At 50.5% G+C, this 25,832-nt stretch carries 21 protein-coding genes; 3 read left to right on the plus strand and 18 right to left on the minus strand.

Annotated elements, in window-relative coordinates; genetic code table 11:
- Positions 1–72: 72 nt before the first annotated feature.
- The 3 genes from secDF to VIR50_RS01515 form a co-directional block, all read right to left on the minus strand.
- Positions 73–3,075 carry a protein translocase subunit SecDF gene (gene secDF, locus VIR50_RS01505; RefSeq protein ID WP_331933382.1) on the minus strand — a complete coding sequence of 1,001 codons (3,003 nt, stop codon included), beginning with the start codon at positions 3,073–3,075 and terminating at the stop codon, positions 73–75.
- 139 nt (positions 3,076–3,214) lie between these two features.
- Complete coding sequence (locus tag VIR50_RS01510; RefSeq protein ID WP_331933415.1) at positions 3,215–4,303, minus strand: endonuclease/exonuclease/phosphatase family protein; 1,089 nt, start codon at positions 4,301–4,303, stop codon at positions 3,215–3,217.
- A 5-nt stretch (positions 4,304–4,308) separates the two neighbouring features.
- A complete protein-coding gene (locus VIR50_RS01515; protein ID WP_331933383.1) occupies positions 4,309–5,262 on the minus strand; it encodes a rhomboid family intramembrane serine protease in 954 nt (317 codons plus the stop codon).
- A 217-nt stretch (positions 5,263–5,479) separates the two neighbouring features.
- Between VIR50_RS01515 and VIR50_RS01520 the strand changes: the two genes are divergently transcribed.
- Positions 5,480–5,755, plus strand: a complete 276-nt coding sequence (locus tag VIR50_RS01520; protein WP_331933384.1) for an HU family DNA-binding protein — start codon at positions 5,480–5,482, stop codon at positions 5,753–5,755.
- Positions 5,756–6,226: 471 nt separating this feature from the next.
- On the opposite strand, the gene VIR50_RS01525 is transcribed toward VIR50_RS01520, so the two are convergent.
- The 12 genes from VIR50_RS01525 to VIR50_RS01580 form a co-directional block, all read right to left on the minus strand.
- The gene (locus VIR50_RS01525) at positions 6,227–8,677 is read right to left on the minus strand and encodes a TonB-dependent receptor (protein ID WP_331933385.1); all 2,451 of its coding nucleotides are present in this window, start codon (positions 8,675–8,677) and stop codon (positions 6,227–6,229) included.
- A 7-nt stretch (positions 8,678–8,684) separates the two neighbouring features.
- Positions 8,685–9,623: a FecR family protein gene (locus VIR50_RS01530; RefSeq protein ID WP_331933386.1), complete on the minus strand. Its 939-nt coding sequence runs from the start codon at positions 9,621–9,623 to the stop codon at positions 8,685–8,687.
- On the minus strand, positions 9,608–10,171 hold the full coding sequence (locus tag VIR50_RS01535) for an RNA polymerase sigma-70 factor (RefSeq protein ID WP_331933387.1): 564 nt from the start codon (positions 10,169–10,171) through the stop codon (positions 9,608–9,610). Before VIR50_RS01535 ends, VIR50_RS01530 begins: the two co-directional genes overlap by 16 nt.
- Before the next feature lie 172 nt (positions 10,172–10,343).
- The gene (locus tag VIR50_RS01540) at positions 10,344–10,970 is read right to left on the minus strand and encodes a hypothetical protein (RefSeq protein ID WP_331933388.1); all 627 of its coding nucleotides are present in this window, start codon (positions 10,968–10,970) and stop codon (positions 10,344–10,346) included.
- A 107-nt stretch (positions 10,971–11,077) separates the two neighbouring features.
- On the minus strand, positions 11,078–11,470 hold the full coding sequence (locus tag VIR50_RS01545; RefSeq protein ID WP_331933389.1) for a hypothetical protein: 393 nt from the start codon (positions 11,468–11,470) through the stop codon (positions 11,078–11,080).
- Between the two features lie 488 nt (positions 11,471–11,958).
- Complete coding sequence (locus VIR50_RS01550; protein ID WP_331933390.1) at positions 11,959–12,930, minus strand: virulence protein RhuM/Fic/DOC family protein; 972 nt, start codon at positions 12,928–12,930, stop codon at positions 11,959–11,961.
- Positions 12,931–13,358: 428 nt separating this feature from the next.
- Positions 13,359–15,206 (minus strand): sulfatase-like hydrolase/transferase, encoded by a 1,848-nt coding sequence (locus tag VIR50_RS01555; RefSeq protein WP_331933391.1) that lies wholly within the window; start codon positions 15,204–15,206, stop codon positions 13,359–13,361.
- Between the two features lie 129 nt (positions 15,207–15,335).
- On the minus strand, positions 15,336–16,637 hold the full coding sequence (gene tyrS, locus VIR50_RS01560; protein WP_331933392.1) for a tyrosine--tRNA ligase: 1,302 nt from the start codon (positions 16,635–16,637) through the stop codon (positions 15,336–15,338).
- 99 nt (positions 16,638–16,736) lie between these two features.
- On the minus strand, positions 16,737–16,988 hold the full coding sequence (gene yidD / locus VIR50_RS01565) for a membrane protein insertion efficiency factor YidD (protein ID WP_331933393.1): 252 nt from the start codon (positions 16,986–16,988) through the stop codon (positions 16,737–16,739).
- Positions 16,985–17,386, minus strand: a complete 402-nt coding sequence (gene rnpA, locus VIR50_RS01570) for a ribonuclease P protein component (RefSeq protein WP_331933394.1) — start codon at positions 17,384–17,386, stop codon at positions 16,985–16,987. The genes yidD and rnpA overlap by 4 nt, the downstream gene beginning before the upstream one ends.
- A gap of 43 nt (positions 17,387–17,429) precedes the next feature.
- A complete protein-coding gene (locus VIR50_RS01575) occupies positions 17,430–18,176 on the minus strand; it encodes a uroporphyrinogen-III synthase (RefSeq protein ID WP_331933395.1) in 747 nt (248 codons plus the stop codon).
- A gap of 7 nt (positions 18,177–18,183) precedes the next feature.
- Positions 18,184–19,002 (minus strand): DUF4271 domain-containing protein, encoded by an 819-nt coding sequence (locus VIR50_RS01580; protein WP_331933396.1) that lies wholly within the window; start codon positions 19,000–19,002, stop codon positions 18,184–18,186.
- Between the two features lie 21 nt (positions 19,003–19,023).
- On the opposite strand from VIR50_RS01580, the gene VIR50_RS01585 reads away from it, so the two are divergent.
- Positions 19,024–19,263, plus strand: a complete 240-nt coding sequence (locus tag VIR50_RS01585) for a hypothetical protein (RefSeq protein ID WP_331933397.1) — start codon at positions 19,024–19,026, stop codon at positions 19,261–19,263.
- A gap of 117 nt (positions 19,264–19,380) precedes the next feature.
- Here the strand turns inward: VIR50_RS01585 and metK are convergent, their stop codons facing one another.
- Positions 19,381–20,637: a methionine adenosyltransferase gene (gene metK / locus VIR50_RS01590; RefSeq protein WP_331933398.1), complete on the minus strand. Its 1,257-nt coding sequence runs from the start codon at positions 20,635–20,637 to the stop codon at positions 19,381–19,383.
- Positions 20,638–20,966: 329 nt separating this feature from the next.
- On the opposite strand from metK, the gene VIR50_RS01595 reads away from it, so the two are divergent.
- A complete protein-coding gene (locus tag VIR50_RS01595; RefSeq protein ID WP_331933399.1) occupies positions 20,967–21,338 on the plus strand; it encodes a BACON domain-containing protein in 372 nt (123 codons plus the stop codon).
- A 177-nt stretch (positions 21,339–21,515) separates the two neighbouring features.
- Here VIR50_RS01595 and VIR50_RS01600 read toward each other — a convergent pair whose 3' ends face one another.
- Entirely contained in the window at positions 21,516–24,341 is a 2,826-nt protein-coding gene (locus tag VIR50_RS01600; protein ID WP_331933400.1) for a M16 family metallopeptidase, read from the minus strand.
- Between the two features lie 488 nt (positions 24,342–24,829).
- Positions 24,830–25,744: a site-specific tyrosine recombinase gene (locus tag VIR50_RS01605; RefSeq protein WP_331933401.1), complete on the minus strand. Its 915-nt coding sequence runs from the start codon at positions 25,742–25,744 to the stop codon at positions 24,830–24,832.
- Between the last annotated feature and the right edge of the window lie 88 nt (positions 25,745–25,832).

Genomic DNA, 25,832 nt, shown 5'->3' on the forward strand with positions numbered 1-25,832 from the left:
AACTAAAAAAGCCGCATAGAAATGACTCCCATGCGGCTTTAGTGATATGTTTTGATAAAATAATAATTATCTTTATTTGCTTTCGGCGGCTACAGCCAATTCTTCATTCTGAATCTTACGACCCATCACGAGGTAGGCTATAGGAGAAGCGATGAAGATAGAACTCAGCGTACCGGATACTACACCGACCGTCATGGCAAAGGCGAATGGCTGAATACTCTTGCCACCGAGGAAGAGAATTACGAGCAATACGAGCAATGTAGAGAACGATGTATTGATGGTACGGGCCAACGTCTGGTTGATAGAGTCGTTGAAGAGCTTCTGAATATCACGCTTCGGATGGAGCTGGAGGTTCTCACGGATACGGTCGAACACCACCACCTTGTCGTTGATAGAGTAGCCGATTACGGTCAGCACGGCACCGATGAATGTCTGGTCTACCTCGAGTGAGAAGGGCAATACGCCTTGCAACAGCGAGAAGAGGCCGATAACGGTCAGGGCGTCGAGCACCAATGCCACCGTAGAACCTACGGAGAAAGCAATGTTGCGGAAGCGAACGAAGATGTAAAGGAAGATGGCTGCCAAGGCGATAAGCACGCTGATGATGGCGCCATAGGTTACATCCTTGGCTACTGAAGGACCTACCTTCGAGCTGCTGATGATGGAACCACCCTCGCGAACGTCAGGGTTCTTGAAACTATCTAAGTCCTTTTGGCTTACCATGCCGGCTTTCTTCAAACCGTTATAGAGCATTGTCTCGGCCTCGTCGTCAACAGATGGGCTGTTTGACTCAATCTTATAGTTGGTCGAGATACGGATGGTCTTGTTGTCGGTACCCAAAGAAAGGGCGCTCGATGTGCAGCCGGGGAAGATGTCGTTCAGCACGGCGCGAACCTGCTCGGGCTGGGTTGATTTCTCAAACTGTACGACGTAGTTGCGTCCACCGGTGAAGTCAATGCTCTTGGCAAGGCCGCGTACAACAAAACTGCCGCAGAAAATGACAACGGCAATGAGCGCTACGCCGAATGTTGTCTTATAGATTGACATGAACTTGTAGTTCTTGTCCTGCATCATGTTCTCAGAGATAGAAGTCCAGAACTTCAGGTTCATCCACTTGTCGTGGTTGAGCTTGTACTCATAAACCAAGCGTGTAAGATATACGGCGCTGAAGAATGAGCAGACAATACCGATAATCCATGTGGTGGCAAAGCCTTGGATAGGACCTGTACCGAACATGTAGAGGATGATACCGGTTATCAATGATGTCAAGTTTGAGTCGAAGATGGCGCTGAAAGCATTGCCGTAACCGGCGCTGACAGCTTGTCTCATCTGCTTGCCGCTGCGTAATTCTTCCTTGATACGCTCATAAATAAGCACGTTAGCGTCGACGGCGGTTCCTAACGACAGCACCATACCGGCGATACCACTCATCGTTAGCGCCGCTTGGAACGACGTCAGAATACCCAAAGTGAAGAAAACGTTGATTATCAATGCGCAGTTGGCAATCATACCGGGGATGAGGTTGTACATCACAACCATGTAGATAATCAACAGAACAAAAGCGATGGCAAATGAGACGATACCCTGCTGGATAGAAGCGGCACCCAAAGTAGGACCTACAACTTCTTCCTGAACAATGCGGGCAGGGGCCGGCATACGACCTGACTTCAATGTGTTGGCCAAGTCTTTGGTATCTTCAATCGTGAAGTTTCCTGAAATAGATGACTGACCGCCGTCGATTTCACCGTTCACACGGGGTGCTGAATATACCACGCCGTCCAAAACGATGGCGATGGCCTTGCCGATGTTGGCCTTGGTTAAGGCTGCCCAACGGCGTGCTCCCTCAGAGTTCATGCTCATGGAAACCTCGGGTGAGCCGGTCAGGTTGTTGAATTGGTCGCTGGCGTCGGTAACTACGTCGCCTTCAAGTGGAGCGCGACCGTTAGAAGATGTTACCTTGATGGCGTAAAGTTCGTAGATATTCTTGGCTTGAATGCCTTCGGCGGGCTTGGCACCCCAAAGGAGTTTCACGTCGGAAGGCATGATTTGCTTCGCCAAGGCGCTGTAAATAATCTTGTTGATGGCAGCCGTGTCGCGAATGCTGGCGTAGCCTACCAAGGCCAAAGAGTTCTGACCTGTGGTCTGAAGCATGGCCAACAGCGGGTGAAGTTTCTTGGCTGCTTCCATCTCAGAGTTGTTATTGGCGGCGATATTCTTCTTGTCGCTGCCACTCTTCAACTTGAATTGAGGAGCTGCTTTCTTAGCTGCGGCTGCGGGCTGGGCGGCTACTTTGGCAGTGTCGGCCTTGACTGTGTCGGCTTCGTTGCCACCATTGGCCAAGCGACTGTCGAGCTGCTGCAAATAAGGAATAATCTCTTCAGCGTTGTAAGTCTCCCAAAATTCGAGGTTGGCGCTACCTTGTAACAGCTTGCGCATACGCTCCGGCTCCTTGATACCCGGCATTTCTACCATGATACGGCCCGTTTGGCCTTCGAGCTTTTGGATGTTTGGCTGAACCACACCGAACTTATCGATACGTGTACGCACTACGTTGAATGAGTTGTCGATGGCCGACTGTACTTCTTCACGCAGCACTTTCTCTACTTCGTTGTCGGTACTTTGGGGAGAAACCTTGCCCTGTAATTGCTGGGTTGCGAAAATCTCAGCCAAGTGATGGCCCGGCGCATTCTTCTTATAGGCTTTAATAAACAGGGTGATGAAGTCTTGCTGGCTACTCTCTTCCTCAGCTCTGGCTTCTTTCATGGATTTGGTGAAAGCCACGTCTGTCTTGTGATCGGCCAATGTTTCTACTACATCGGGCACTGAAATCTCAAGAATGACGTTCATACCACCTTTCAGATCGAGGCCGAGACCTATCTGAGTCTCCAAGCATTTCTGGTAAGAATAAATGCCCATGTACTTCACAGAGTCTTTATAATCCTGCTGTGCAATGGGGTCTTTCAGCTTTGCGGCCTCGTTGTCATAGTAACTTGTGGCAACAGAGAACGACAAATAGAAAATGCTTGCAAGCGTCAGAAGGACAGCTGTACAAATTACAATTCCTTTGTTTTGCATTGTTTTATTATGTTATTAATTTATTGTTTTTCGATACTTTCGCTTCGTTAACTTAATATAAACCTATTTATATAGAAGTCGTGCAAAGATAATTATTTTTTCGGAGTTTTAAAAAAAATGTGCCTTAATATTCGATTTTTTAAGGAATTGCACGTCTTTTCAACCAGCAATAAATTGGATAATGGTCGCTGATCTTTATTTTGTTGTCAACGTGACAGTTGTAAGGCTCCCAGTCTTTGGAACACATGATGTTATCAATGCGCACGAAGAAGCCGTTGCGGTGGTAACTGATACCGGGTCCGTTGCCGGTCACTATGAAGCAGTCGGTAAGGTTTTGGGCCGTCTTGTGGTGGGTATAGGAGATGGGACTGTCGTTAAAATCGCCACAAACGATGATACTCTTGTCGCTGTGGTTGCTGATGTAGCGTGCCAAGGCGTCAGCCTGCGGGGCGCGCTTGGCCGAGGCTTTGGCCAGTTTATGTATGACCAAACTCGATTCATGGCGGGCTTGGCGGGCTTTCATTTCACCTTTTACGAGGGTACGAAAGCGCTCTTTCTCCTCTTGTGAGAAGCCGGTGGACTCCAAATGGTTGTTGATGACGATGATGGTATCGCCGTCTATTTTCAGTCGGTAGGCTATGCTTTGGTAGTTCTCGGGCAGGTACTCGATGGGCTCACTCGATAAAATGGGGTATCGGCTGTAGAGTGCTATCGTCTCGGAGGTGCTGAGTTGTTCTATTCTTTTGTAAGGATAAATCGTGTCGAGCGCGGCGTTGACACGGGCTTTGCCCACTTCGCCATCCGAAGCCTCCTGCAAACAGAGAATGTCAGCTCTTTGTTGGCGCAGGTAAGTGAGTATTTCGTTGTCGGTACCGGGCGGCGATGACCATCCGGCAAAGTTCCATACGTTGTATGACATGACCTTGATGGCGCCTTGGGGCACGTCGCTCGTGGGATTGAAAGGCATGTATGCCCTGACGGGAGCGTAGCACAACAAGTAGCCGATGACCGGAATGAAGACACGGCGGGGCCGGAAGAGTACCCAAAATATGAGAAATCCCATATTCAAAGCCATGAATACGGGAAAGAGCAGACCAACGTTGGCCAAGTAGCCATGGCTCACGGGATTGATACGGTCAGAGTAACCTATCATGAGCATGACGGCTATGGTGGCAATATTGGCGCCGGTGATGACTTGCAGCGTGAAGTTCTTGAGCTGTTTAAACATAGAAATCATGAGCCGCGGTTGCTACTGTCAAACAGTCGCTGTTTCTCTTCGGCTGTCAAACTGTCGTATCCGCTCTTGCGAATTTTGTCGAGAATGTGGTCTATTTCTTCTTGTTCACGCTGTTTGCGAGCGTTGAAATCCCAGTCTGTTTTGTGGCTGTTGCCCGATTGGAAGTTGTCACGTCCATAGTTGAGGTCGTCGTTTTTGCCATGCTTTCGCTGCTCCCAAAAGTTTCGCAGGTTATCAAAGAACTTCTCACCATCGGACCGTCCGTAGCCCGTAGTGGGATGGCGCTGCCAATAACGTATCATGAAGAAACCGAAAATCATACCTCCCAAGTGGGCCAAGTGGGCCACGTTACCGCCCGAGTTGCTCATGGCCGAGAACAGTTCTATACCCGCGTAGAGCATGACGAACCACTTGGCTTTGATAGGAATGGGCAGTGGGAAAATGAAAATGCGCTCCTCCGGGAATATCATTCCAAAGGCCAAAAGAATGGCATAGATAGCGCCTGAGGCACCGACCGTGGTCCATAAGTTAAGCATAGAGGCGCTGTTGCGAGCCACCTCACCAATGTTGGAGAACGAGAAGCCCGGAATCTGGTTGGCAGCCATCATGTAGAACTCGGCGAATTGGGCCATTTCCTGCACCAAACCGGCTCCTATGCCGCACGATATATAATAAAATAGGAACTTCTTTGGGCCCCATACGTTCTCAACCACGCAGCCAAACATCCACAAGGCAAACATATTGAAAAGTATGTGGCTGAACGTGGCGTGCATGAACATATAGGTCAGGAGCTGGTAAAAATGAAAATCGGGAGCCAAGAAGAAATGAAGGCCCAGCGTATCGCCCAGCTTGTAGTTTCCGTAGGCGTCGACACCACCCATGTAAGTTAGTGCAAAAGCAATGACATTGATGATGAGCAAGTTGCGGGTGACGGTGGGAATAGTGCGCATAATTGTACTTTTTTGTTTCGTTGAAGGCCGTAGAAACGGCGTGGCAAAATTACTAAAAATATCGTATAAAGCCCGTAAAATGTGGCTGTTAAGCACAATTTTTCAAAAAATATGCCACTTTTTTCATTTTTTTGTTTGAATTGTAAAATGAATACTCTATATTTGCGAAATGTTAAGAGGATTATAAGCAATAAACAACCATTTAATACTTCAAATTATGAACAAGACAGAATTAGTAGAGAAGATTGCAGCTAATGCCAATCTGAGCAAAGCTGACGCAAAGAAAGCTTTAGACGCTACTGTAGCAGCTATCAAAGATGCACTCGTTGCCGGTGACAAAATCCAGCTCGTAGGCTTCGGTACTTTCAGCGTAAACGAGCGTCCTGCTCGCGAAGGTATCAACCCTGCTACCAAGGCTAAGATTACTATCGCCGCTAAGAAGGTGGCTAAGTTTAAGGCCGGTGCTGAACTTGCTGACGCTGTTAACAAGTAATTGAAGAGAATCATTCTCTAAAAATATAAGGACAACTCCAATGGGGTTGTCCTTTTTTTATGGCCGAGTTGTTTGTTAAGTTGACAAGTCTTTAGTTGACAAGTAGACGAGTAGACGAGTTGACAAGTGAACAAGTTGTTTGTGAAAAGGCTGCTTTTAGCGTGTCAAAGAGTTGCTTCTATGGCTTTAAAGGACTGCTTCTGCAAGGCAATAGGGCACTCTTGAGATAAAACTCATAGAGTATTGCCATCAACTCGTCTACTTGTTCACTCGTTCACTTGTCAACTAAAACCATCAACTTGTTAACTTGTATCTCGTCAACTCGTCAACTAAGACAAACAACTCGTCTACTTGTTCACTCGTTCACTTGTCAACTAAAACCATCAACTTGTTAACTTGTATCTTGTCAACTCGTCCACTAAGACAAGCAACTTGTTTACTTGTCTACTCGTTCACTCGTCAACTAAAATCTCAAAACTTGAATGAAATCGTACCGAAAGGCACACGGCGCTCCCTTATTTTGATAGAGAAATAATAGAGCATTTCCTCTTCTGACGGGTTACCAAGGATGTTGTAAAGGCCGAAGCGCAGCAAGAGTTTCGATTTCTTGAATTCCTTTTGAAACGTGTAACTGGCGTCTATGCGGAAGCGCAGTGGGTCGCGTTGGGTGCGGAAGGTGGCAAAAAGGTCGGGACTGTCATAATCGTCGTTCTCTATGATGCGGCCCGAATGGAGGTTGCCGCCCACGGTGAGGAGCGACGAACGCCCTATTTCGTACGACACGGCGCCGTTGAGCACATGCGGAACGTCGTAAAGGGCGGGCAGCTTGCCCCGTTGTTTCAACACGTCAAACCACTCCCGGCTCTTTGAAAACGTGTAAGAAGCCTGCCATTTCCAGCGTTTCCATCGGTCGTAATAGTACAGACTCACGCCCTTGCTGTCGCCGTTTCCCTCCATTATCCATTTGTTCCAATCTACATCTTCTATATTAATATCGGGATGAAGGGCCAGCAGGTTCTGCCGCTTTTTGTAGTAAGCAGAGAGCTCGAGTATGCCATGTTTCGTGTAATGTTTCCACCCCATCTCGATGTGCGTGGCCGTGCTGGGCTTGAATCCCTCAATGCTGGGCATGATAAAGTCGAACGGTGTGACTATGTCGGTTATGCCTACATGGTGGAAAAACTGCTCCATGCGTGAGAAATTGGCATAAACAAGGTTGTCGTCGTCAATGGCGTACTTGATGGAAAGCCGAGGTTGTATGCTGTTGAACTTGTGATTATGGCGGGGCAAATAGTGTAAGTAGTTAATGCCTACTTGCGCATAGAGCTGCGGAGTGATACGTACTCGGTTATCGTAAAACAGTGATAGCTGCTGTATAGGTTCCCATTGATGGCGCATTTTCTTGCCGAAGGCCGATATTTGGTACTTCTCTATGGCGCCTTTCATGCCCCATCGCATGGTGTAGAGGTGGCCGGGGGTGTAGGTGAACTGCGTGTTTATGTATATACTTTTAATGCGGCTGCTTAGTATATTTAAGTCTTCTATGCCAAATTCGCGGGGATTTGCTTTATTGCTATGGCTACCCATCGCTACTGACGTGGCGTTGCTGATGGTGTTGGTGATATGGGTATTGAAGTGGAGGGCGTAGAGTTGGTTGTTCCAATGCAGGGTCGATTGCTTGTTGTCTTCCTCGGATGAGTAATATTTATCGGTGGAGTTATAGGCCGAGAACGATACCGATGTCAGCGAGTCGAGGCTGAGTGACAACTTAAGATTGAAGTCGTGGGCGTTATGGTTCATGCGGTCTTCCTCCGAAAGATACTTGTCGAGGAAGTCGAGCCAGCTCCGCCGGCCGCCAATGATGTAGGATAGCTTGTTCTTGATGATGGGTCCTTCGAGCACGGCCGAGGCTGCCGGCATGTCGAGTGACAAGGTGTTGACGTAGTTTTCCTTGTTGCCGTCGCGCAACCGTGAGTCGATGACCGACGAGAGGCGGCCCTCGTACTGCGTGGGAATGAAGCCGTTGTAGAACGAAACGCTCTTGAGCACGTCGCCATTGAACGGACTGAACATGGAATTGATGTGCCCCGGGTTGTAAACGGGGAAGCCTTCGAGCAGATAGAGGTTCTCATCGCTCGACCCACCGTTGGCATGTATGTCCATATTAGCTGACATGGCCGACACGCCGGGCAATATCTTGATCTGCGAGAATAGGTCGGAATGGCTGAAAGCCACCATGTTGCTCGGCGCCACCTCGTCGAGTTCCTCCATGCTCTTGCGGCGTTCCACGGTGACGGCCTTGATGGCGAAGGAGATGGGAGAGAGCGCCACGCCGACATGGCGGTTGCCTTTGAGGTCGATGGTCTTGGCGTATGGGGCGTAGCCCATGTAGTGAACATCGAGCCGACATAGGCCGGGCGGCGTGGTGATGTAGAACGATCCGTCGGGCCCCGTCACGGCATAATGGTGCTGTCCGCCCTCGTCGGTCAGGATGATGGTGGCTCCCAAGAGTTTCTCATTGCTGCCGGCCTCGCTCACTATGCCCGTGAGGCCTGCCAAGGGTTGCTGCTCCTGCGCCGTGGCAGCGTCGCCGTCGCTATTGGCCGCGCCCGTTCTTACTTGTATGAGCAGCTTGCGGCCCGGCATGTTGACCAGCTTATAGGGGTAGCCATGTAGTATTTTGGAGAGCAGGCGGCTTATGGTGACCGTGCCTCCGCGCCGTAGGGTAACGACGTCATCCATGCGAATGAGCGCCGGGTTGTAGGATAATACGATGTGCCCTTCTTTCTCTATGCGGTTGAACCATACCTGCACAGTGGCCGAAGAGGGCTTAACGCGAAGCACCTCTTCCGCCACTGAGGCTTGAGCACGGGCCCCAATGGAGGCCAATGTCAGCATGATCGATATTAGAAATCTGAGCAAAGTGTTCTTATGGGCGTAATTTATAGTGAATGGGTGATATGGAATCGTAACGGCAGTTGCAGAGAAGGGTCAGCTCCCTGATGACTTCCGACGGGTCGGTCGATTTGATTTGGGTGGTAATGCGGTTGTTGTTGTCGAGCTCGGGGGCCATTTCTATTTTAATATCCATGGTTTTCTCTATCTTGTCGATGGCCGTCTTGATGGGCGTGTCCTTGAAAATGAAGACCGCTTGCTGCTCGTCGGTGCCCGCGGAGTCTTTCTTCATGTGGCCCTGACTGACGTTTACACGCTGTCCGCGGGTGAGTACGGTCTCCTCGTCTTGGGTCTTGACGAGCACGCGGCCCGTGCTGACACTCACTTGTTCCCGGCCCTCGTGGGTGGCGTCCACGGCAAATGAGGTGCCAAGGACCTCTACCTGAAGCTGTCCGGCATTGACCGTGAACGACTGTCCGTTGTGTTTCACGTCGAAGAAGGCCTTGCCCGTGAGTTCCACGGTGCGCTCTGCCTTGCGCTCCGATACCGTGTAGGCCAGCGTGGCGTTAGGATAGAGCTTGAGCGTAGAGCCGTCGGGCAGCCGGTACTCCTTTGTTTCGGTGGTGTTGTTGGCCAAAGTGAGCGTCGGCACATCGGTAAGCTGGCGATAAAATCCGAAGCCTACGATGAGCAGCAACATGGCCGCTGCCATCCACAGTGGGCTGAGCTTGAAGCGCAGGGCAGGCCGTTTCGCGTCGTTAAGGCGGCCTTCTATCTTGTGCCATGCGGCGATGGTGTCTACATGGATATGGCGTTCGGCCTTGTCGAGGCGGCCCATGATGTCGGTGAGGCGCCGGTATTCGTCGCCATTGTCGGCCATGTAGGCATCGAGCACCTGCTGTTCGGCGGCGTCGAGGGGCTCTCCTGCCATGTGGCGGGCCAGTATTTCGTCAATATTTAATGAATGTTCCATAAACCGAGATTGATAATTTGTGAGCATAGGGCCACGATTGTGAGCGTGGGATTTTGGGCGGCATAGGTCCTGATGATGCGTATGGCCTTGCCTATGTGGTTCTCTACTGTTTTTTCCGAGATGTTTAATGCCGTGGCTATCTCTTTGTATTTCATTTTCTGTATCTTGCTCATCATGAAGACTTCCCGGCATTTTGGCGGCATTTGTTCCAGCAAAGTGTCGAGCAATGAGCCATAGTCCTTGGGGCGGTCAGTGTCCGACGTGTCGGTCAGGTGGCGTGCGGACTCATCGTCGGTGGAGACTGTTTGCAGCCGTTGTCGGCGTCGCAGGAACGAGATGCAGTTGTTGCGTGTGGCTGTTTTCAGATAGGCGAGAAATGCTTTTTCCTCCATGTCGTCGCGCCCTTGGTTCCACATGCTGATAAACAGCTCTTGAACGACGTCTTCACAGTCGTCGCTATCGGGCAGATAGCCGGCAGCTATGTGGCACAGAACGGGGTAATAGCGTTCAAATCGTTGCTGAAAAAGTATTTTCCTATCGGTCTTCATTATTTTGTGTGAGTAGAATTTGAGGGGGAAAATTGAGGATGGATGGTGGGAAACGGCGCCGGTATGGTGTTTATTTTTCTTTTTTCATCACCTCATCTTATCATCTGTCAACCCTTTTCATGTCTTTTTTCATCCCCTCATCGTGCCATCTTTTTGTCCTGACACGGCCTTCTTAGAATTTCAGGCTGACGCCGCCGGTGATGAAACCTTTGTAGCCCAGTCCTGCCTCTACGAAGCCTCCGATGTGATTGTTGCCCAGTCGGATGGCGATGGGGTTCACCTGAAAGGCGAAGTCGGTGGAGGTTGTGGCCTTCTTTTGCGCGTTGGTCTTGCCGGCTTCGGTGAGTCCTTTCTCCTTGGTACGGGTGAAGTCAACACCTGCGGCGGCCGATCCGTAAAGCTCAACTATGCCTTGCTTGAAATAAATCATTTCGCCTACGGGCAGCACGATGAAGTTTTGTTGGGTTTGCTTGATGTCTTTTTGCTTGCTGCCGGCGTGGTCGAACTTGCTTGAGACGGTGGCGAAACCGAGGTCGAGGCCCACCCGGAAGCGGTTGAGGTGGTAGCGGTAGCCCAGTCCTACCACGCCCGTGGTGGTTTCGTCGGTGCGGGTTGTGCCGGTCACGGCGTCGCCCAGACCGATTCCCCAGATGGAGGCTGTGGCGAGGGTAAGGCCGTCGCTGTAGCCAATACGAAGCTCATGGCGCTGCTCGAGGTCGTCGTAGCCGCTGTTGAGCGCGAATGCCTGCGTGAGGCCGGCTGCCAAACATAGGGACAGCATTGCTAATTTCATTTTCATACGTTTACTATTTTTATGAGTTATTACTTTCTTTCTGAAAAGCCACTTGCGGCGTGGCTTCCTATCCTCATAACACGATAGTAAACGAAAACCCCTACTTCGGTTTTTTATTTTTTGGTTTGTTGGTCGGAGGCTTGGGCTTGTTGTTGCTCCCAATCCTGCCATTCGGCCATGGCCTGCTGCCAGTCTGTGGCTCCGTCGGCTATGGCTTGCTGCTGTCGTTGGGCCTTGTCGCGCTCCTTGTCACGCTGTCGTTTGGCCTTCATATTGGCTATGGTGGCGTCGTCGAGAATCTCGATGGCACCTCGGCGGATGGCCTCTTGCAGCTCATCGGGGCCGAAAGCCTTGCCCGGCTCGTTGAAGTCGGAAATATTGAATTCGTAATCTACGCGCAGGTCATGGCGTATATTTTTCTGTTGCATGCGGTTGCCGGCATTTTTGAGCCGCAGCAACCGGCTGATGGCGTCAATCTCTTTCTGTGCGTATTTGTTTCTTCCCATCCTTTATTATTAAATGTATGTGGGGGCATTTGTGGGCCTGCCGGTTTATGGGTGGGCAGGGTTGTGGTTGCAAATTTAAGGAAAAATGGCTGTTGCGGCAAGTTTTTGGGGGAGGAAATGGGGGGAGGGCCTATGGCCCGTTGGGGAGTTGGGAGGATGAAGGGCCTTCGGCCGGTTGTTGGGGTGGGGAGGTGAGGGGGTGAATGGTTTCTTTTTAAAGGTGATGGGATGAAGTGCCGGTTGGGTGAGGGGGCATTGCCCCCGCTGTCATAGTCAGACTGGTCCGACTAGTCTGATAACGCCGCCCGGCTTATGCCGGGCTGATAGCCCTTGACGAGCGGTTTTCCCAAAGCTGCCCTTTCACCCGATGAAAGGGCAGCTGTGAGCCTGCGAAAGGATAGCTTTGACGCAGTAAAAAGCCTGCTTTGACCCTGCGAAAGGCCGACTTTTTGGTGCTTGGCTGTGCTGGTGGTATGGGTGAGGTGCTGTCAGTTGCTTTTATTAATGAGGTTTACCACCACTTTTACCATGACATCTTTTTCCTCCGTTCGGCTTTCGGCAATCATCAGGGTGAGGGCTACGAGGGTATTGTCGGCAATGCGTTTGGAGCCATCGGGGCGATAAAGAATGCCGTTGTTGTGCATAAACCAAAGGAAAAGGGTGGCGGCTATACGTTTGTTTCCATCTGAGAAACTATGATTCTTCGTGACAAGGTAGAGTAGCATGGCCGCTTTCTCCTCCACGCTGGGGTAGAGTTCCGTTCCGGCAAAGGTTTGGTAGATTTGTCCGATGGAGCTTTTGAAGGAATCGTCTTTTTCGTTTCCGAAGAGCGTTGAGCCGCCGAACTTCTCTCGCAGCAGGTTTATCTCGTGCATGGCGCCGGCATAGGTGGCGTGGAAAGATTCTTCCTTGGTAGTTTGGTCTATGCTGAGCCGTTGGTAGTCGTAGTCGTCGAGCGTGTCGAGGGCGTAGGTATAGTCGAGTACGACATCGAAAAGGGCATGGCTTTCATCGGTCGTGGGGATGGGCTGTTGCCCGATGGTTCGGCCCACTACCTGCACAAGTTGGCGGAGCTCGGCCAACTGTTGTTTGCGCATACGCTCGTTAATGGCGTATCCTTTGATGAGATATTGCTTTAAGATGTGGTTGGCCCATTGGCGAAAACGAACTCCTTTTGGGCTGTGAACACGGTAACCTACGGAGATGATAACATCGAGCGTATAGTAGGGAACTGGCTTTTTAACGCCATTAACGTGCAAAAAATGCACGTTATTCTCACGCGTTAACTCACCTTCTTTAAACACATTGCTGACGTGGCGACGGATGTTTGACTCTTCTTTATCGAAGAGATCGGCCATCTGTTTGGTGCTGAGCCATACGGTTTCTCCCTCCACTTTGACTTCAAGTTGGGTTTTGCCATCTTCACTTTGATAAATGATGATTTCGTTGTTTAGGTCCATGTCTTTATTGAAATATAGGTGGGCGATTGCTATCAAATAGCAAATATACAGATTATTATTAGAAGTTGTATCTTTGATAGGATAAAAACTGTGTTTGATGGGGCTTTCTGTCAAAAGGTTGAGGCCGGTCAGAGGGAAAACAATAATGAAACTCCTATCGAGTAAGAAATTATGAAAAAGCATTAAAAAAGCGCCAAGCAAATAGATAATCTATTGCTTGGCGCTTCGTTATGTTGTCCTACGCGGATTCGAACCACGACTGAGAGAACCAAAAACTCTAGTGCTACCATTACACCATAGGACAAACATGAAGAATCCTCCGTGGGAGAATTGTGGGTGCAAAGGTAGTTGATTTTTTGACCACTACCAAATTTTTTCGCCCTTTTTTATCGCTAACGAGTGCCTATTAGCCCCGAAATGCTCACGGTTTACTTGAAAAAGCGGTTCATATTATGTATGGCTTCTTGTAGTTTGCGGGCGTTGAGCGGGTAGTCGGGAGTGGGCTTCATGTGCTTGTCGAGTATCTTCAGGCGACCCGTTCCGTGCTTTTCCACGATGGTGCCGTCGAGGAGTGTGAAGGCGTAATAGAGGTCGTTGCCCGTCAGGTGCCAGTCGCGTGGCGCCGTGTCGTGGAGGTAGTGGCCCATCGATAGGTCGGAAGGCGGATTCTGCACGCCGAGAACTTGATGGAGCAAGGTGGGCGACAGGTCGTAATGCGTGGTGCGGTGATGGCGCAGGGCGGGCTTGCAACCGGGGTAATAGTAAATGAGGGGCACGTGAATCTGCCACTGTGAGTAGTTGGAAGAGTGGCCCCAGTAGTTGCAGTGGTTCTCGTTGAACTCTTGTCCGTGGTCACCCGTGATGATGACGACGGTGTTGCGGAGCAGGTCTTTCTGCTTCAGTTTGTCGAGGGTGAGGCCTATGAGCGAGTCGATCTCGGCCACGCAATTGCGGTAAAGGTTGAAAGCCGGCGTGGGATCGATGTCGTTGTTGAGCTTCATGTAGTCGATATATTCCCATGAGGGTTGGAAATGGAACTGCTTGTTCTTGGGCACTTCGATGGCGTGGGCGGCGTCGTAGAACACGAACGAGAAGAAAGGTTGACGGCCGTCGTAGCGGTCGAGGTCGGCCAAGAAGTCGCTGTTAATGCGCAGGTCACGCTGGTAGGGCGTGTCGCCGGGGGTGTTGATGTTGAGCCCTTTCACGTTTCCGAAGAACATCTTGGCGAAAGGTGGGTTCTCGAAGGTGGCGCTGGGGTAGGCTTGTACCTTGTAGCCGGCCTTGAGAAGCTGCTCAATGAAGAGGGGTTGGATGTTGGCATACTCAAAACTTTTCCAATAATAAGCCGGCAATCCGGTGAACATGCCGAAGAGACCGCCGCGCGTTCCGTTGCTCGAACTGAGGTGGTGGGTGTATTGCTCGGCTTGTTGGGCAAAGTCATGGATGTGGGGTGTGCAGGCTTTTGTCATCGTGCGAGGGTTCCATGAGTCGATGCAGAGCAGTACGATGTTGAGTTGTTCATCGGGTTGTTTCACCTTCAGGGGAAGCAGCGGATAAACCACCGTCGACCCGCTACTCTTGAAACGCAGTTGGCTCAGGGTGCTTTGATCGATGATTCCCATTTTTACCAACAGTTTGTTGGCCCGCAAAGGGAAGTAGTAAGGCACCGCGTCGGTACTCTCAACGATGGCCGCGTTCATGGTGGCTGCGCCGTAAACGTGGGCTGCTTGTGAGAAAACAGCCGTGGCGAGGAGGGCCGGCAGACTGTATTTATAGATGTGGGCGTGGGACAAACGGTTATTGACGCGGACGCTCAACCACCACAGCAGGAAGGGCGTAGCCATGAGCAGCAACGATAAGGCGATGGCTTTGGCATAGAGCAAGGGTGGAAATACGAATATCTCCGAGGCGCCCGGACCGGTCAGCATTTCCAAAACGAGGCCGTTGATGTGGAAGTGGTAAATGTTGTAAACGTAGTTATTGGCCACTGCCAATATGAATATAATGCCGTAGAAAAGGCTCACCGGCAGGTTTATCCACCGTCGGTGGCAGCCCAAAAGGGTGGGCAGGAGCTGGAAAAGGAGGAAGGCCGGCAGCAGGAGAATGGCGCTGTGGGTAAGGCAGGAAGCCGCGAAGTAGGTCCAGCCGAGGGCGGTCATCACCTCTGTGCTGGCGCCATTGAAGATGTAAGTGAACAAAATGATTGCCAAGACGGCCACAGCCATCAGGTAGAAGATAAAGCCTTGGCGAATGTCGGAACGTTTGGAGTGGGTCATAAAGCGTATATGAATATTGAGAATTAATTACTATAAAGAAAGACCATAGGCTCCGCAGGTCCGCCGGATAAGTGATTGGCGGGTCTGCGGAAGCGTATGGTCTCTATTTGAAGAAACAGATTAAGAAATCTATTTCACGCTAATCAGGTAATAGTTTTTCTTACCTCGCTGTACGAGCAGGTATTTTCCATCGATGAGGTCATCGGCGGTGATGGGCTGGTCAAAGGCTGTCAGCTTCTCCTTGTTGAGGCTTACGCCGCCGCCTTTCACCATCTTGCGCATTTCACTCTTGCTGGGGAAGATGTCCCAACCCTCCTTGCAGAACATGTCTACGGCCGGATTACCGAGTTCTTCCTTGGAAAGCTCGTAGTGGGGCACGTCTTTGAATACGTCGTTGAGCGTGGCTTCGTCGAGCCGGGCCAAACTTTCCTTCGTCGCTTTGCCGAAAAGAATGTTGCTGGCAGCTATTGCCATGTCGAGATCTTCCTTGGAATGAACCATCGTGGTCACTTCTTCGGCCAGTCGCTTCTGAAGCATACGGCGGCCCGGGTCTTGCAAGTGCTCGGCCACGAGGGCGTCAATGGTCTCCTTGTCGAGGTCGGTGAATATCTTGATATAGCGCTCGGCGTCGCTGTCACTCACGTTAAGCCAGAACTGATAGAAGGCATACGGGGTGGTACGATTGCGATCGAGCCACACGTTTCCGCTCTCTGTCTTGCCGAACTTCTTGCCGTCTGCCTTGGTGATAAGTGGGCAAGTGAGGCAGAAAGCCTCGGCGTCGTTGCCCAAGGTACGGCGTATCAACTCCGTACCGGTGGTCATGTTACCCCATTGGTCGTTGCCACCCAATTGCAAACGAACGCCATATTTCTGATACTGATAGAGGAAGTCGTAGCCTTGGAGCAGTTGATAGGTAAACTCGGTGAACGACAGTCCGTCGCTGGCTTCGCCATTCAAGCGCTTCTTTACGCTGTCCTTAGCCATCATGTAGTTGACGGTGATGTGCTTACCGACCTCACGTGCGAAGTCGAGGAAGGTAAATTCCTTCATCCAGTCGTAGTTATTGACCAGCTCGGCCTTGTTAGGCGCGGTGCCATCGAAGTCGAGGAACTTGGCCACTTGCCGTTTGATGGCTTCTTGGTTATGGTATAGTGTTTCAGAATCGAGCAGGTTGCGTTCCTGACTTTTGCCCGATGGGTCGCCAATCATGCCTGTCGCGCCGCCTACGAGGAGGTAGGGTTTGTGGCCGCAACGCTGCAGATGGCGCAACATCATAATGCCACAAAGGTGGCCGATGTGGAGCGAGTCGGCTGTAGGGTCGGTGCCTAAATAAGCCGAGACCATGTTTTTCTGGAGATACTCTTCTGTTCCCGGCATGATCTGAGCCAGCATACCACGCCATTTCAGTTCTTCAACAAAATTCTTTGTCATTGTTTTTTGTTTCTTCTTTGTAAGCCAACAAGTCGTTTGCTTATCGTGTCTTGTTGGCTATGATGATTGTATTAGTGAGCGGGGCCCCTTGCGGGAAACTTACGGCACCGGGTCATATCCGCTGCCACCCCATGGGTTGCATCTTAGTATTCGCCATATCGCCAAGGCCAATCCCTTGATGGGTCCATGCTTGATGAGGGCTTGTCGGGCGTATTCGGAGCAGGTTGGAGTGAATCGACACGAAGGAGGAGTGAAGGGACTGATGAAATGCTGATAGAACAAAATGGGCAGCATAAGCAGCCATACCAAAGCTTTTGTTATGCCGTGCAGCACATTTTTCAGGACATTCATATCTTCTCGCTGATTCGTTGTAATATAGTTACGACATTCTTTTCTATCAGGCTTGAGTCGGCATGGGCGTTGGCAAGCCATATAAAAGCGATGGCCACGTTGCGACCTTTCAGTAGTTGCTTGTTCTTTCGGAAGGCTTCGCGCACTTGTCGCTTGACACGGTTGCGGTCAACAGCGTGATGAAAATGCTTCTTTGGTACGCTGATGAGCATTTTGGGACAAAGAGTGGCGGCTTGGAATCCGGCGTCGGTGGCGTCATCATCCCATGATTTGTAGATGGCTCTAAGTGGAAAAACGGTCATGGAGCGGCTTTTTCCACCCTTGAACAAGTCATCTATCAGGCTGAGACTGTAGATGCGTTCCTCTTTTGACAACGTATTTTTTTCCTTTTCTGCCATCTGTAACAATAAAACAAGGGATAATTAGCCCGATGGGCGCGGCTTATTTGTGCTTTGACAAATAAACTTCGAGGGCGCTCGACATAGAGGGGTATTCCTTGCTGGGTGCCTGAAGGTCGAGCTTGAGGCCTTCTTCCTCGATGGTCTTGGCCGTGGCCGGACCGAAAGCGGCTATCTTGATGTTGCCTTGTTTGAAGTCGGGAAAGTTCTTCTTTAAGGCTTTCACGCCGGTAGGACTGAAGAATACGAGCATGTCATAGTCGAAATTCTTGATTTCTTCTTCGGTCAGGTCGTCGCTCACCGTGCGGAACATGACGCATTCGGTGTGGTTAAGTTTCTTGGCGTCGAGTAGGTTCTTCACATTGTCATTGTGCACATTGCTCAATGGAATGAGGTATTTCTCGGTCTTATGCTTTGTCATTGAAGGAATAAGATCGTCGATTTTGCCCGTCGTTCCGAAGAAAATCTTGCGTTTGCGATACTGAGTGTACTTTTGAATATACAGCGCTATGGTCTCCGTTACGCAGAAATATTTCATTTCTTCGGGGATGGTTATGCGCAATTCCTTGGCCAATTTGAAATAATTGTCAATGGCATGGCGTGACGTAAAGACAACTGCGGTATAGTTGAGAAGACTTATTTTCTGCTGGCGGAACTCTTTTGCGGTGATTCCCTCTACTTTGAAGAAAGGTCTGAAAACCATTTCTACCTTGTTCTTTTTAGCTATATCGAAGTAAGGAGACTTCTCACTCGAAGGTTTTGGCTGGGAAACGAGGATTTTCTTTATCATCTATGTCCTAATAATTTATCTTCAAATAACTATTGGTTAGCGCCAATGCTCCGTAAAGCGAGAGTAATGGTACTATTTCGAGGGCACAAAAGTACAAAATATTTTGCAGAAAAGCCCCTTTTCGTTTGAAAAAGATAACGTGGCTCTTGTAAAAGGTTAGCAATTTAAATAATATTATTACGAAATACGTATAAATGCTTACGGTCTTGATACTTAGGCTGAAATACACTTGTAACATCACGATGGGAAAAAGCAGCATTCCCTGAACGGAAATGAGGAAGAGCAGCGACCGTATCCACCTACCGTTGAGACGGCGCTCAAAGAACACCCAATTGGTGAATCCGTAGGCTATGAATTTCAGCAGGAAATAGGCTATGATAAGCCCTCCATAAATGCCGATGGCCTGATATTGTTCGACGATGAAGGTGTCGGTGGCCACGTTGAACTTGCTGAAGAAGTAGATGAGGGCCAGCAGGAGGCTTGTCTGAAGGAGGAGGAATATCTGAAAACGTATCTCGCCCGATGTCTCTGTTTGGGTTGTGGACTCGTTTCGGGGGATATAAAAGAAGTCCTTGGCCTGACGCTTGATGAAGCCCTTGAGCCGTCGTAAGGCGATGAGGGCCAGAATGAAAATGCCAAATAAAATACCGGTTATGAGATTGTCGTTGGCCGGCGTGTAGGGTACGGGGTCACCGGCCACGCCCAATCGGCCGCCGGTAAGCTCGGGGTGGAAAAGGGAATCCTTGGAAAAGAACGATTCCTTGTAGTATTGTGGCAGGCTCACGTCACGATAACTCTTGCCGATAGGCTGGCCCGGCAGGTGCAAGGTGTCGGGTCGTTGGCTCCAATGGATTACTTGTGGCTTGATGTTGGCTTGTATGGCGGAGTCTTGCTGTTCGGGCGTGGCGTCCTTGGGCAGCCGCCGCAGTATCTCTGCCGGTGTGGGCTGTCCTCTGTGTCGCGTGGCTATGGGTTGAACAGTAGTGGCGACCTCGGTTATTATGGAATCGGTTTGAAGGATGGGGAGGCAGGTTGTTGGGGTGACGAGATAAATTGTCGGGGTGATGGGATGGGGGCGATGAATTGATGAAAGATAAGGAAGATGAAAGGGAAAAGGCTGTTTCCCCTTTCATCTTATGTAATAATCAAAGTCTTGTCGGTGCGCAATGAAAGTTCAATCGTTGTACAATGAGCTTATCGCTGCTTAGCAACCAAAACATTTCTTGATGTCCTCCACACGGTCGAGTTTCTCCCAAGTGAAGAGTTCCACGTCGATAGTCTTCGTCTCATGATAGCGACTTGTGAAGGTCTTTTTCACTGTTTCGTTCTTCCTTCCCATGTGTCCGTAGGCCGCGGTCTCCAAATACATGGGCTGACGGAGCTTCAACATGCGCTCGATAGCCTTGGGACGAAGATCGAAGAGTTGCTTGATACGCTCGGCGATTTCGTTGTCTGCCATCTTCACGTTGCTGCGTCCGTAGGTGTTGACATAGACGCTCACGGGTTGGGCCACGCCAATGGCATAGGCCAATTGCACCAACATTTCGTCGGCCACGCCCGCTGCCACCATGTTCTTGGCTATGTAGCGTGCGGCGTAGGCTGCCGAACGGTCGACCTTAGAGGGGTCTTTGCCCGAGAAAGCACCGCCACCGTGGGCGCCCTTTCCACCATAGGTGTCGACGATAATCTTACGACCCGTGAGACCGGTGTCGCCATGTGGGCCGCCGATAACGAATTTTCCGGTGGGATTAACGTGGTATTTGATGTCGTCATTGAAGAGAGCCAGCACCTTGTCGCCGCACTCTGCCTTTACACGAGGTATCAGAATGTTGCGTACATCGGCCTCAATCTTGGCCAGCATGGCCTCGTCGTCATCCATGAACTCATCGTGCTGTGTACTCACGACGATGGTGTCGATGCGCCGGGGTGTGTTGTCGTCGTCATATTCTATCGTCACTTGACTCTTGGAGTCGGGGCGCAGATAGGTCATTTCCTTGCCTTCGCGGCGAATGTCGGCCAAAACTTTCATGATAAGATGCGACAAGTCGAGCGACACGGGCATGTAACTTTCGGTCTCATTGGTGGCATAACCAAACATCATGCCTTGGTCGCCGGCGCCCTGCTCGTCCTCATCCTGACGGCTCACACCACGGTTGATGTCGTCGCTCTGCTCATGAATGGCCGTGAGAATGCCGCACGAATCGCCGTCAAACTGGTACTCGGCCTTCGTGTAACCAATCTTTTTGATGGTCTGGCGGGCGATGTTTTGCAGGTCGATATACTCCGATGAACGCACCTCACCCATGATGACTACCTGCCCTGTTGTGCAGAAAGTCTCAATGGCACAGTGTGATTGTTCATCGTAAGCGAGAAACTGATCGAGGAGCGCATCCGATATTTGGTCGGATACTTTGTCGGGATGTCCTTCGGAAACCGACTCTGAAGAAAATAAATAACTCATATTTCCATTACTTTTTTAAGCGTGGAATAACACCAAGTAACCGTAAAATCTGAGGGTGATTTTGCAGTTTTAGCATTTTTTTATGTGGTTGCAAGCAGCCAAATTCTTCCACAAATGTTATACCTAATAAATGAATTCGCTGCAAAGTTACTACTATTTTGGATTACTTGCAAGCTATTTATGTCTTTTAATATTTGGCAAATGGTTTTAAAAGCGTATATTTGCAGTGGTTCGTCAAGGCCGTTAAGCGTTACGACAACCATGCTCTATAAGGTAAGATAAGCTCAAAATAACAAGTCATCATGTATCTAAATCTATATAAATCATCCATGAAAGCAAGAATATTGTTTATTTTTTTAACCGTGTTATGCCTCTTTACATCGTGTACTCCCCCGGCTAATTATGGTTTTCCTTATAATGTTATGTTTGGAAAAGAAGGTGGTTCAACCATCTGCTCAGGGACAGAAAGTTTTTATCATATAACGATTTCGGACTATGATGGGAATGGAAATGGAAGGCTTGAGGATGGAGAAAATGACACGATTATGGTGTCTTACGAATGGCTGACTGTCAAATATAGAAAGGGAATGACCGAATTTAAGCTGGCCGCAACTCCCAATACTACGGGGAAAAAACGAACTCTTTATTTAGATGTTGCGGTAGATAATTTCGCTGCGGACATCAAAGTAACGCAACGTTAGGCCACTGTTATCGGGCCAAATGGTGATTTTCACAAAATGGAAAGAAAGTCCTTGCTCGCTGATTAGGCGGGAAGGATAAAATAAAAAAGCATTGCTTCGCTCAAAGGGAGGAAGCAATGCTTTTCTTTTATGTGATTTTTTTATCGGTAATCTGTGATATTGCTATCGCCCAACCGATTACTTCTTGATTTCCTCGGGCAAGATAACAACCGCTACCTTGTTAGCCTTGGAGAGCAATTCCTTGACCATGGCCGAAACCTTGGCCGGTGTCTGGGCTTCTACCAAAGCCTTGTAGTTGGTGTGGTTGTCAAAGCCCGTGTGCTCGTAAGCGTAGATGATGTTGGCCCAATAGCCATTGGTCTTCAGGCGATCATCGGCCTGCTTGAGCATGAGTTGCTTTACTTTGTTGAGCATTTCGGCGTCGCAACTTTCTCCAAGCTCCTTAACGGCGGAATTCATAATGCTGAGTGCCATGTCTTTTTTCTCGGGTTTCATCGGACAAATACCTACAAGCTGCGTGGTGCTGATACCGTCTGAGCTGATAGACAGGCCGCCCTGCGCTCCACAAGAGTAGGCCGCGCCGGCTTCTTCACGAATCTTGTTGAGGTAAACCATCGACAATACCTGACCGGCCATATCCATCTGAATGGTCTTTTCGAGCGTGTAAGGAATCTGTTGGCTCAACCAGAAGATGTAAGAGTTGGCCTTCGGTGTCTCCATCTTGCGATAGAAGGTGTTATCCACGTTCTTCTTGGTGAAGTTGATGCGGCGCATGCCCTTCTCACCCTTGCCCTTCGCGGGCAGCGCACCCAAGTATTGGCAGATGAGCGGACGGATGGTTGCCTCGTCAAAGTTGCCGATTATCTCGAATTCCCAGCCCGCGGCGTTGGCCGTGCGCTCCTTGGCCATTTGCAGGATGCGGTCGTAGCTGACGCTCTTGAGGTCGTTCAGGACGAGCGGACGCACGAAAGGACTGTGGTCGTAGAGAGCATAGTTTACGGAATCTCCAAAGGCTGTTTCCCATGAGAGGTCACGGTTCTTCAGGCCAACCTCCATCTGCTGCATGAGCGTGTTGAACGACTTGTCGTCTTTTCTGATGTCGGTGAAGTAGAGATAAACGAGCTGCAACATCGTCTCTACGTCTTTCGGGGTGGAGCTACCGCTGACATTCATCATGCGCTCGCTCATCGACAGCGACGCGTTGGCTATCTTTCCGGCCATGGCCTTGCCCAGCTCGGTAACGCTGAAGTTACCCAGTCCGCTGTTGTCGATGACGTCATCGAAGAGTTTGGTGTTCACATAATCGGTCAAACCGTAGGCGGAATTACCCTTGCCGCCTCGTCCCGAAAGGCTTACTTGGTCTTTCTTGAAATCGGTTTTCTTGAGGATGACACGCACACCGTTTGACAATGTGAGTTTGCTATAGCCAAATTTGGTGTTCTTTTCCTCTTTCTTCACCTTTCCGGCCTTGGGCAGTTGCTTGATGAGGGGCTCGCTCTTCACGTTGTCGGTGTAGGGAGTGAGCTCGGCGGTACGGGCCGCGGCGATGGCGCCAACGAGCTGCTGACGGGTGGGATATACGTTGCCTTCCTTCTCGTTGTTGAAGTTTACGATCACGATGTTGCTGTCGTTGGCAGGCACGAGCTCGGGCAGTATCTGGTTGATGGCTTCCAGCGGAATCATCGGCAGTATCTGCTTGGCGGTCTGGTATTCGTAGTCGATTGACGGAATAGGCTCATTGTTGAGGAAATGACCTTTGTATTCCTCGAAGAAAGAGGTATTGCTGCGCTTGTCCTTGTTGCTATATACCTTTTCCAAAGTGCTCTCGAAGTTGGCTTTGTAGCGTGCGAACTCGGTGGCGGTGAAGCCAAACTTCACGGCCCGCAGCACTTCCATGTAGGCTGCCTGCAGGGCGTCGGCACACTTGGTGATGTCCTTCGGCATGGCGTTGATACCAAAAGCGGCCTTGGTCTTGGCGAAGATATAGTCGTCATCGCTCACGCCGGCACCCACGAAGGGGCAGTCTTCCTTCTGCGCCGCTTCGACAAAGCGGTTGTTGAGCATGCTGATGGCGGCGTTGCGGGCAAACTTGTAAACTATATAAGATATGTTGTTCTTCAGTGAGTCGGGGAAAGGGTCGTGCTTGATCATCATTTCCACGGCCGATTGCTGGTACTCCTTGTCCTTGTCGATGATGACGATGGGCTCGGCGTTGTCGGGTACCGGCTCGTCCACGATGGGCGCGCTGTTGGCCGGATTCTTGATATTGCCAAAGAGTTTCTTGATCATGGCCTCGGTATGGTCCACGTCCACGTCGCCCACAATGAAGATTCCTTGGTGGTTGGGGTGGTACCATTTCTCGTAATAGTCGCGCAATTCCTTCGGCTTAAAGTTGTCGACGACGCTCATGAGGCCGATGGGGAAGCGCAAACCGTACTTGCTTCCGGGGTAGAGCGCCGGCAGGTTGCGTTCAAACATGCGGTTGGTGGGGCTGGTGCGATCGCGCCATTCGGAGTGGATAACGCCGCGTTCCTTGTCTATTTCCTTGGGGTCGAGGGTCAGACCGGTCGACCAGTCGCGCAGGATGAGCAAGCATGAGTCGAGCGTGGACTGCGTTGTCGTGGGCACGTTGTCGATGTTGTACACCGTCTGGTCGATACCCGTGTAGGCATTGAGGTCGCTTCCGAACTCGATACCTTTCGAGCGACACCACTCTATAAGGTTGTTACCCTTGAAGTTGTCGGAGCCATTGAAGGCCATGTGTTCCAAGAAGTGGGCCAGTCCCCGCTGGTTCTCTTCCTCCTGAATGGAGCCTACTTTCTGCGCGATGTAGAAGTTAGCACGGTGTTCGGGCCAATTGTTGTGGCGAATGTAGTAGGTAAGTCCGTTGCTCAACCGGCCGATTCTTACGTCGGGGTCGTTGGGAATGGTAGCTTCCATCTGCGCTTGTGCCGTTGCGGCCAAGAGCAATAGGGCTCCTACGAATAAGTTTCTGAGTTTCATTGCAAGCATAGCTTTTAAAGAAAAAAATGATATGTTATAGATGTATTATTTTACTTAAATCCTGTCTATACAGCCACAAAGATATAAGAAAAAGTCGTTTCCGGCTAATGAATTACAAATTTTAAGGGTAGGAGAGGGCTTTCAGCCCGTTGTAGGGGTGGGGAGTTGGGGAGATGAGGGCGGCGGGGGCGCAGTGGGCGGGCGGGCAAATGGCCCGCCGGTTTGTCGGACGGGTCGGACTAGTCAGACTGGTCGGACCAGTCCGATGGAGGCAGCGAGGGCGCCGATGATAGTAAATGGCTCGGTGAAAGGCCCGCTTTGACCCGATGAAAGGGCTGCTATGGCAGGCTCAAAAGCCTGCTTTGGGCGGGTCAAAGGGCCACTATGAGTGGCCCATCTGTCATCGGTGATTCTAACCATTCATCCCCTCAACCTCTCTACTCTTCACCCTGCATACTAACCATTCATCCTATCAACTCCCCAACCCCTCAACTCTTCATATTTCTTGGGTGATGGTTGAGGATTTCTTCACGCAGGGTTGTGGTGTCGACGTGGGTGTATATCTCGGTGGTGGCGATGTCCTCATGACCCAGCATGGCCTGAATGGCCCGCAGGTCGGCACCGCCTTGGAGGAGCGCCGTGGCGAAACTGTGGCGCAAGGTGTGGGGAGAAATGGTCTTGGTGATACCCGCCTCTACGGCCTGACGCTTGATCATGATGAGTATCATGGTGCGGGTGAGGTGGTGGCCCCGCCGGTTGAGGAATACATAGTCGCTTTCCCCGGGCTTGATATTGAGGTGAACACGGTCCGAGAACCATAGTTTGATTTCCTTGATGGCCTTTGACGAAATGGGCACAAGGCGTTCCTTGTTGCCTTTTCCCTCCACACGGAGGAACTTCTCGTCAAGGTATAAGTTGGAAATCTTGAGGTGGGTAAGCTCCGAAACACGCAGACCGCAGGAGAAAAGCACTTCTATGATGGCCTTGTTGCGCTGGCCCTCGGGCTTGGAGAGGTCAATGCTGCTTTCCAAAAGGTCGACCTCGGCGGTCGAAAGCACCTCGGGCAGGTGGAGACCGAGCTGTGGCGACTCGAGCAGTTCCGAAGGGTCGGCCTCAATGTAGCCATCGAGCAGCAGGTAACGGTAGAACGCCCGCACGCCGCTGAGCACCCTTGCCTGCGACTTGGGGCCGATACCGAGGTCGTGGAGCGTGGCCGAGAAGTGCTGAAGGTCGTCGAGTTTCACGTCGAGAGGGTCTATCTCGTTGGACCGGCAATAGCTTATGAGGCTCTCAAGGTCGTGGCGGTAGGCCTCAATGGTGTTGGTCGTGTAGTTGCGTTCCAGCTTCAGAAACCTGATATAAGCCTTCACAACATTAGCGATTCTTTTCTTGTCGATTTCCATTTATTTTACTATTTTTGCCCAAAAGCATGGAAAGGAGCCGCCTGCGGGGGCGAGAATACCGTGGCGCAGCGGGGCTTACTGACCTACA

Origin of the sequence: Prevotella sp., assembly GCF_036570325.1 — a bacterium.
In the GTDB taxonomy this organism is placed as follows: Bacteria; Bacteroidota; Bacteroidia; order Bacteroidales; family Bacteroidaceae; genus Prevotella.

Coding starts and splice junctions, on each gene's coding strand:
- secDF (WP_331933382.1), bottom strand. CDS start 3,075: ATGCAAAACAAAGGAATTGTAATTTGTACAGCTGTCCTTCTGACGCTT.
- VIR50_RS01510 (WP_331933415.1), bottom strand. CDS start 4,303: ATGTTTAAACAGCTCAAGAACTTCACGCTGCAAGTCATCACCGGCGCC.
- VIR50_RS01515 (WP_331933383.1), bottom strand. CDS start 5,262: ATGCGCACTATTCCCACCGTCACCCGCAACTTGCTCATCATCAATGTC.
- VIR50_RS01520 (WP_331933384.1), top strand. CDS start 5,480: ATGAACAAGACAGAATTAGTAGAGAAGATTGCAGCTAATGCCAATCTG.
- VIR50_RS01530 (WP_331933386.1), bottom strand. CDS start 9,623: ATGGAACATTCATTAAATATTGACGAAATACTGGCCCGCCACATGGCA.
- VIR50_RS01535 (WP_331933387.1), bottom strand. CDS start 10,171: ATGAAGACCGATAGGAAAATACTTTTTCAGCAACGATTTGAACGCTAT.
- VIR50_RS01540 (WP_331933388.1), bottom strand. CDS start 10,970: ATGAAAATGAAATTAGCAATGCTGTCCCTATGTTTGGCAGCCGGCCTC.
- VIR50_RS01545 (WP_331933389.1), bottom strand. CDS start 11,470: ATGGGAAGAAACAAATACGCACAGAAAGAGATTGACGCCATCAGCCGG.
- VIR50_RS01550 (WP_331933390.1), bottom strand. CDS start 12,930: ATGGACCTAAACAACGAAATCATCATTTATCAAAGTGAAGATGGCAAA.
- VIR50_RS01555 (WP_331933391.1), bottom strand. CDS start 15,206: ATGACCCACTCCAAACGTTCCGACATTCGCCAAGGCTTTATCTTCTAC.
- tyrS (WP_331933392.1), bottom strand. CDS start 16,637: ATGACAAAGAATTTTGTTGAAGAACTGAAATGGCGTGGTATGCTGGCT.
- yidD (WP_331933393.1), bottom strand. CDS start 16,988: ATGAATGTCCTGAAAAATGTGCTGCACGGCATAACAAAAGCTTTGGTA.
- rnpA (WP_331933394.1), bottom strand. CDS start 17,386: ATGGCAGAAAAGGAAAAAAATACGTTGTCAAAAGAGGAACGCATCTAC.
- VIR50_RS01575 (WP_331933395.1), bottom strand. CDS start 18,176: ATGATAAAGAAAATCCTCGTTTCCCAGCCAAAACCTTCGAGTGAGAAG.
- VIR50_RS01585 (WP_331933397.1), top strand. CDS start 19,024: ATGGATTACTTGTGGCTTGATGTTGGCTTGTATGGCGGAGTCTTGCTG.
- metK (WP_331933398.1), bottom strand. CDS start 20,637: ATGAGTTATTTATTTTCTTCAGAGTCGGTTTCCGAAGGACATCCCGAC.
- VIR50_RS01595 (WP_331933399.1), top strand. CDS start 20,967: ATGAAAGCAAGAATATTGTTTATTTTTTTAACCGTGTTATGCCTCTTT.
- VIR50_RS01600 (WP_331933400.1), bottom strand. CDS start 24,341: ATGAAACTCAGAAACTTATTCGTAGGAGCCCTATTGCTCTTGGCCGCA.
- VIR50_RS01605 (WP_331933401.1), bottom strand. CDS start 25,744: ATGGAAATCGACAAGAAAAGAATCGCTAATGTTGTGAAGGCTTATATC.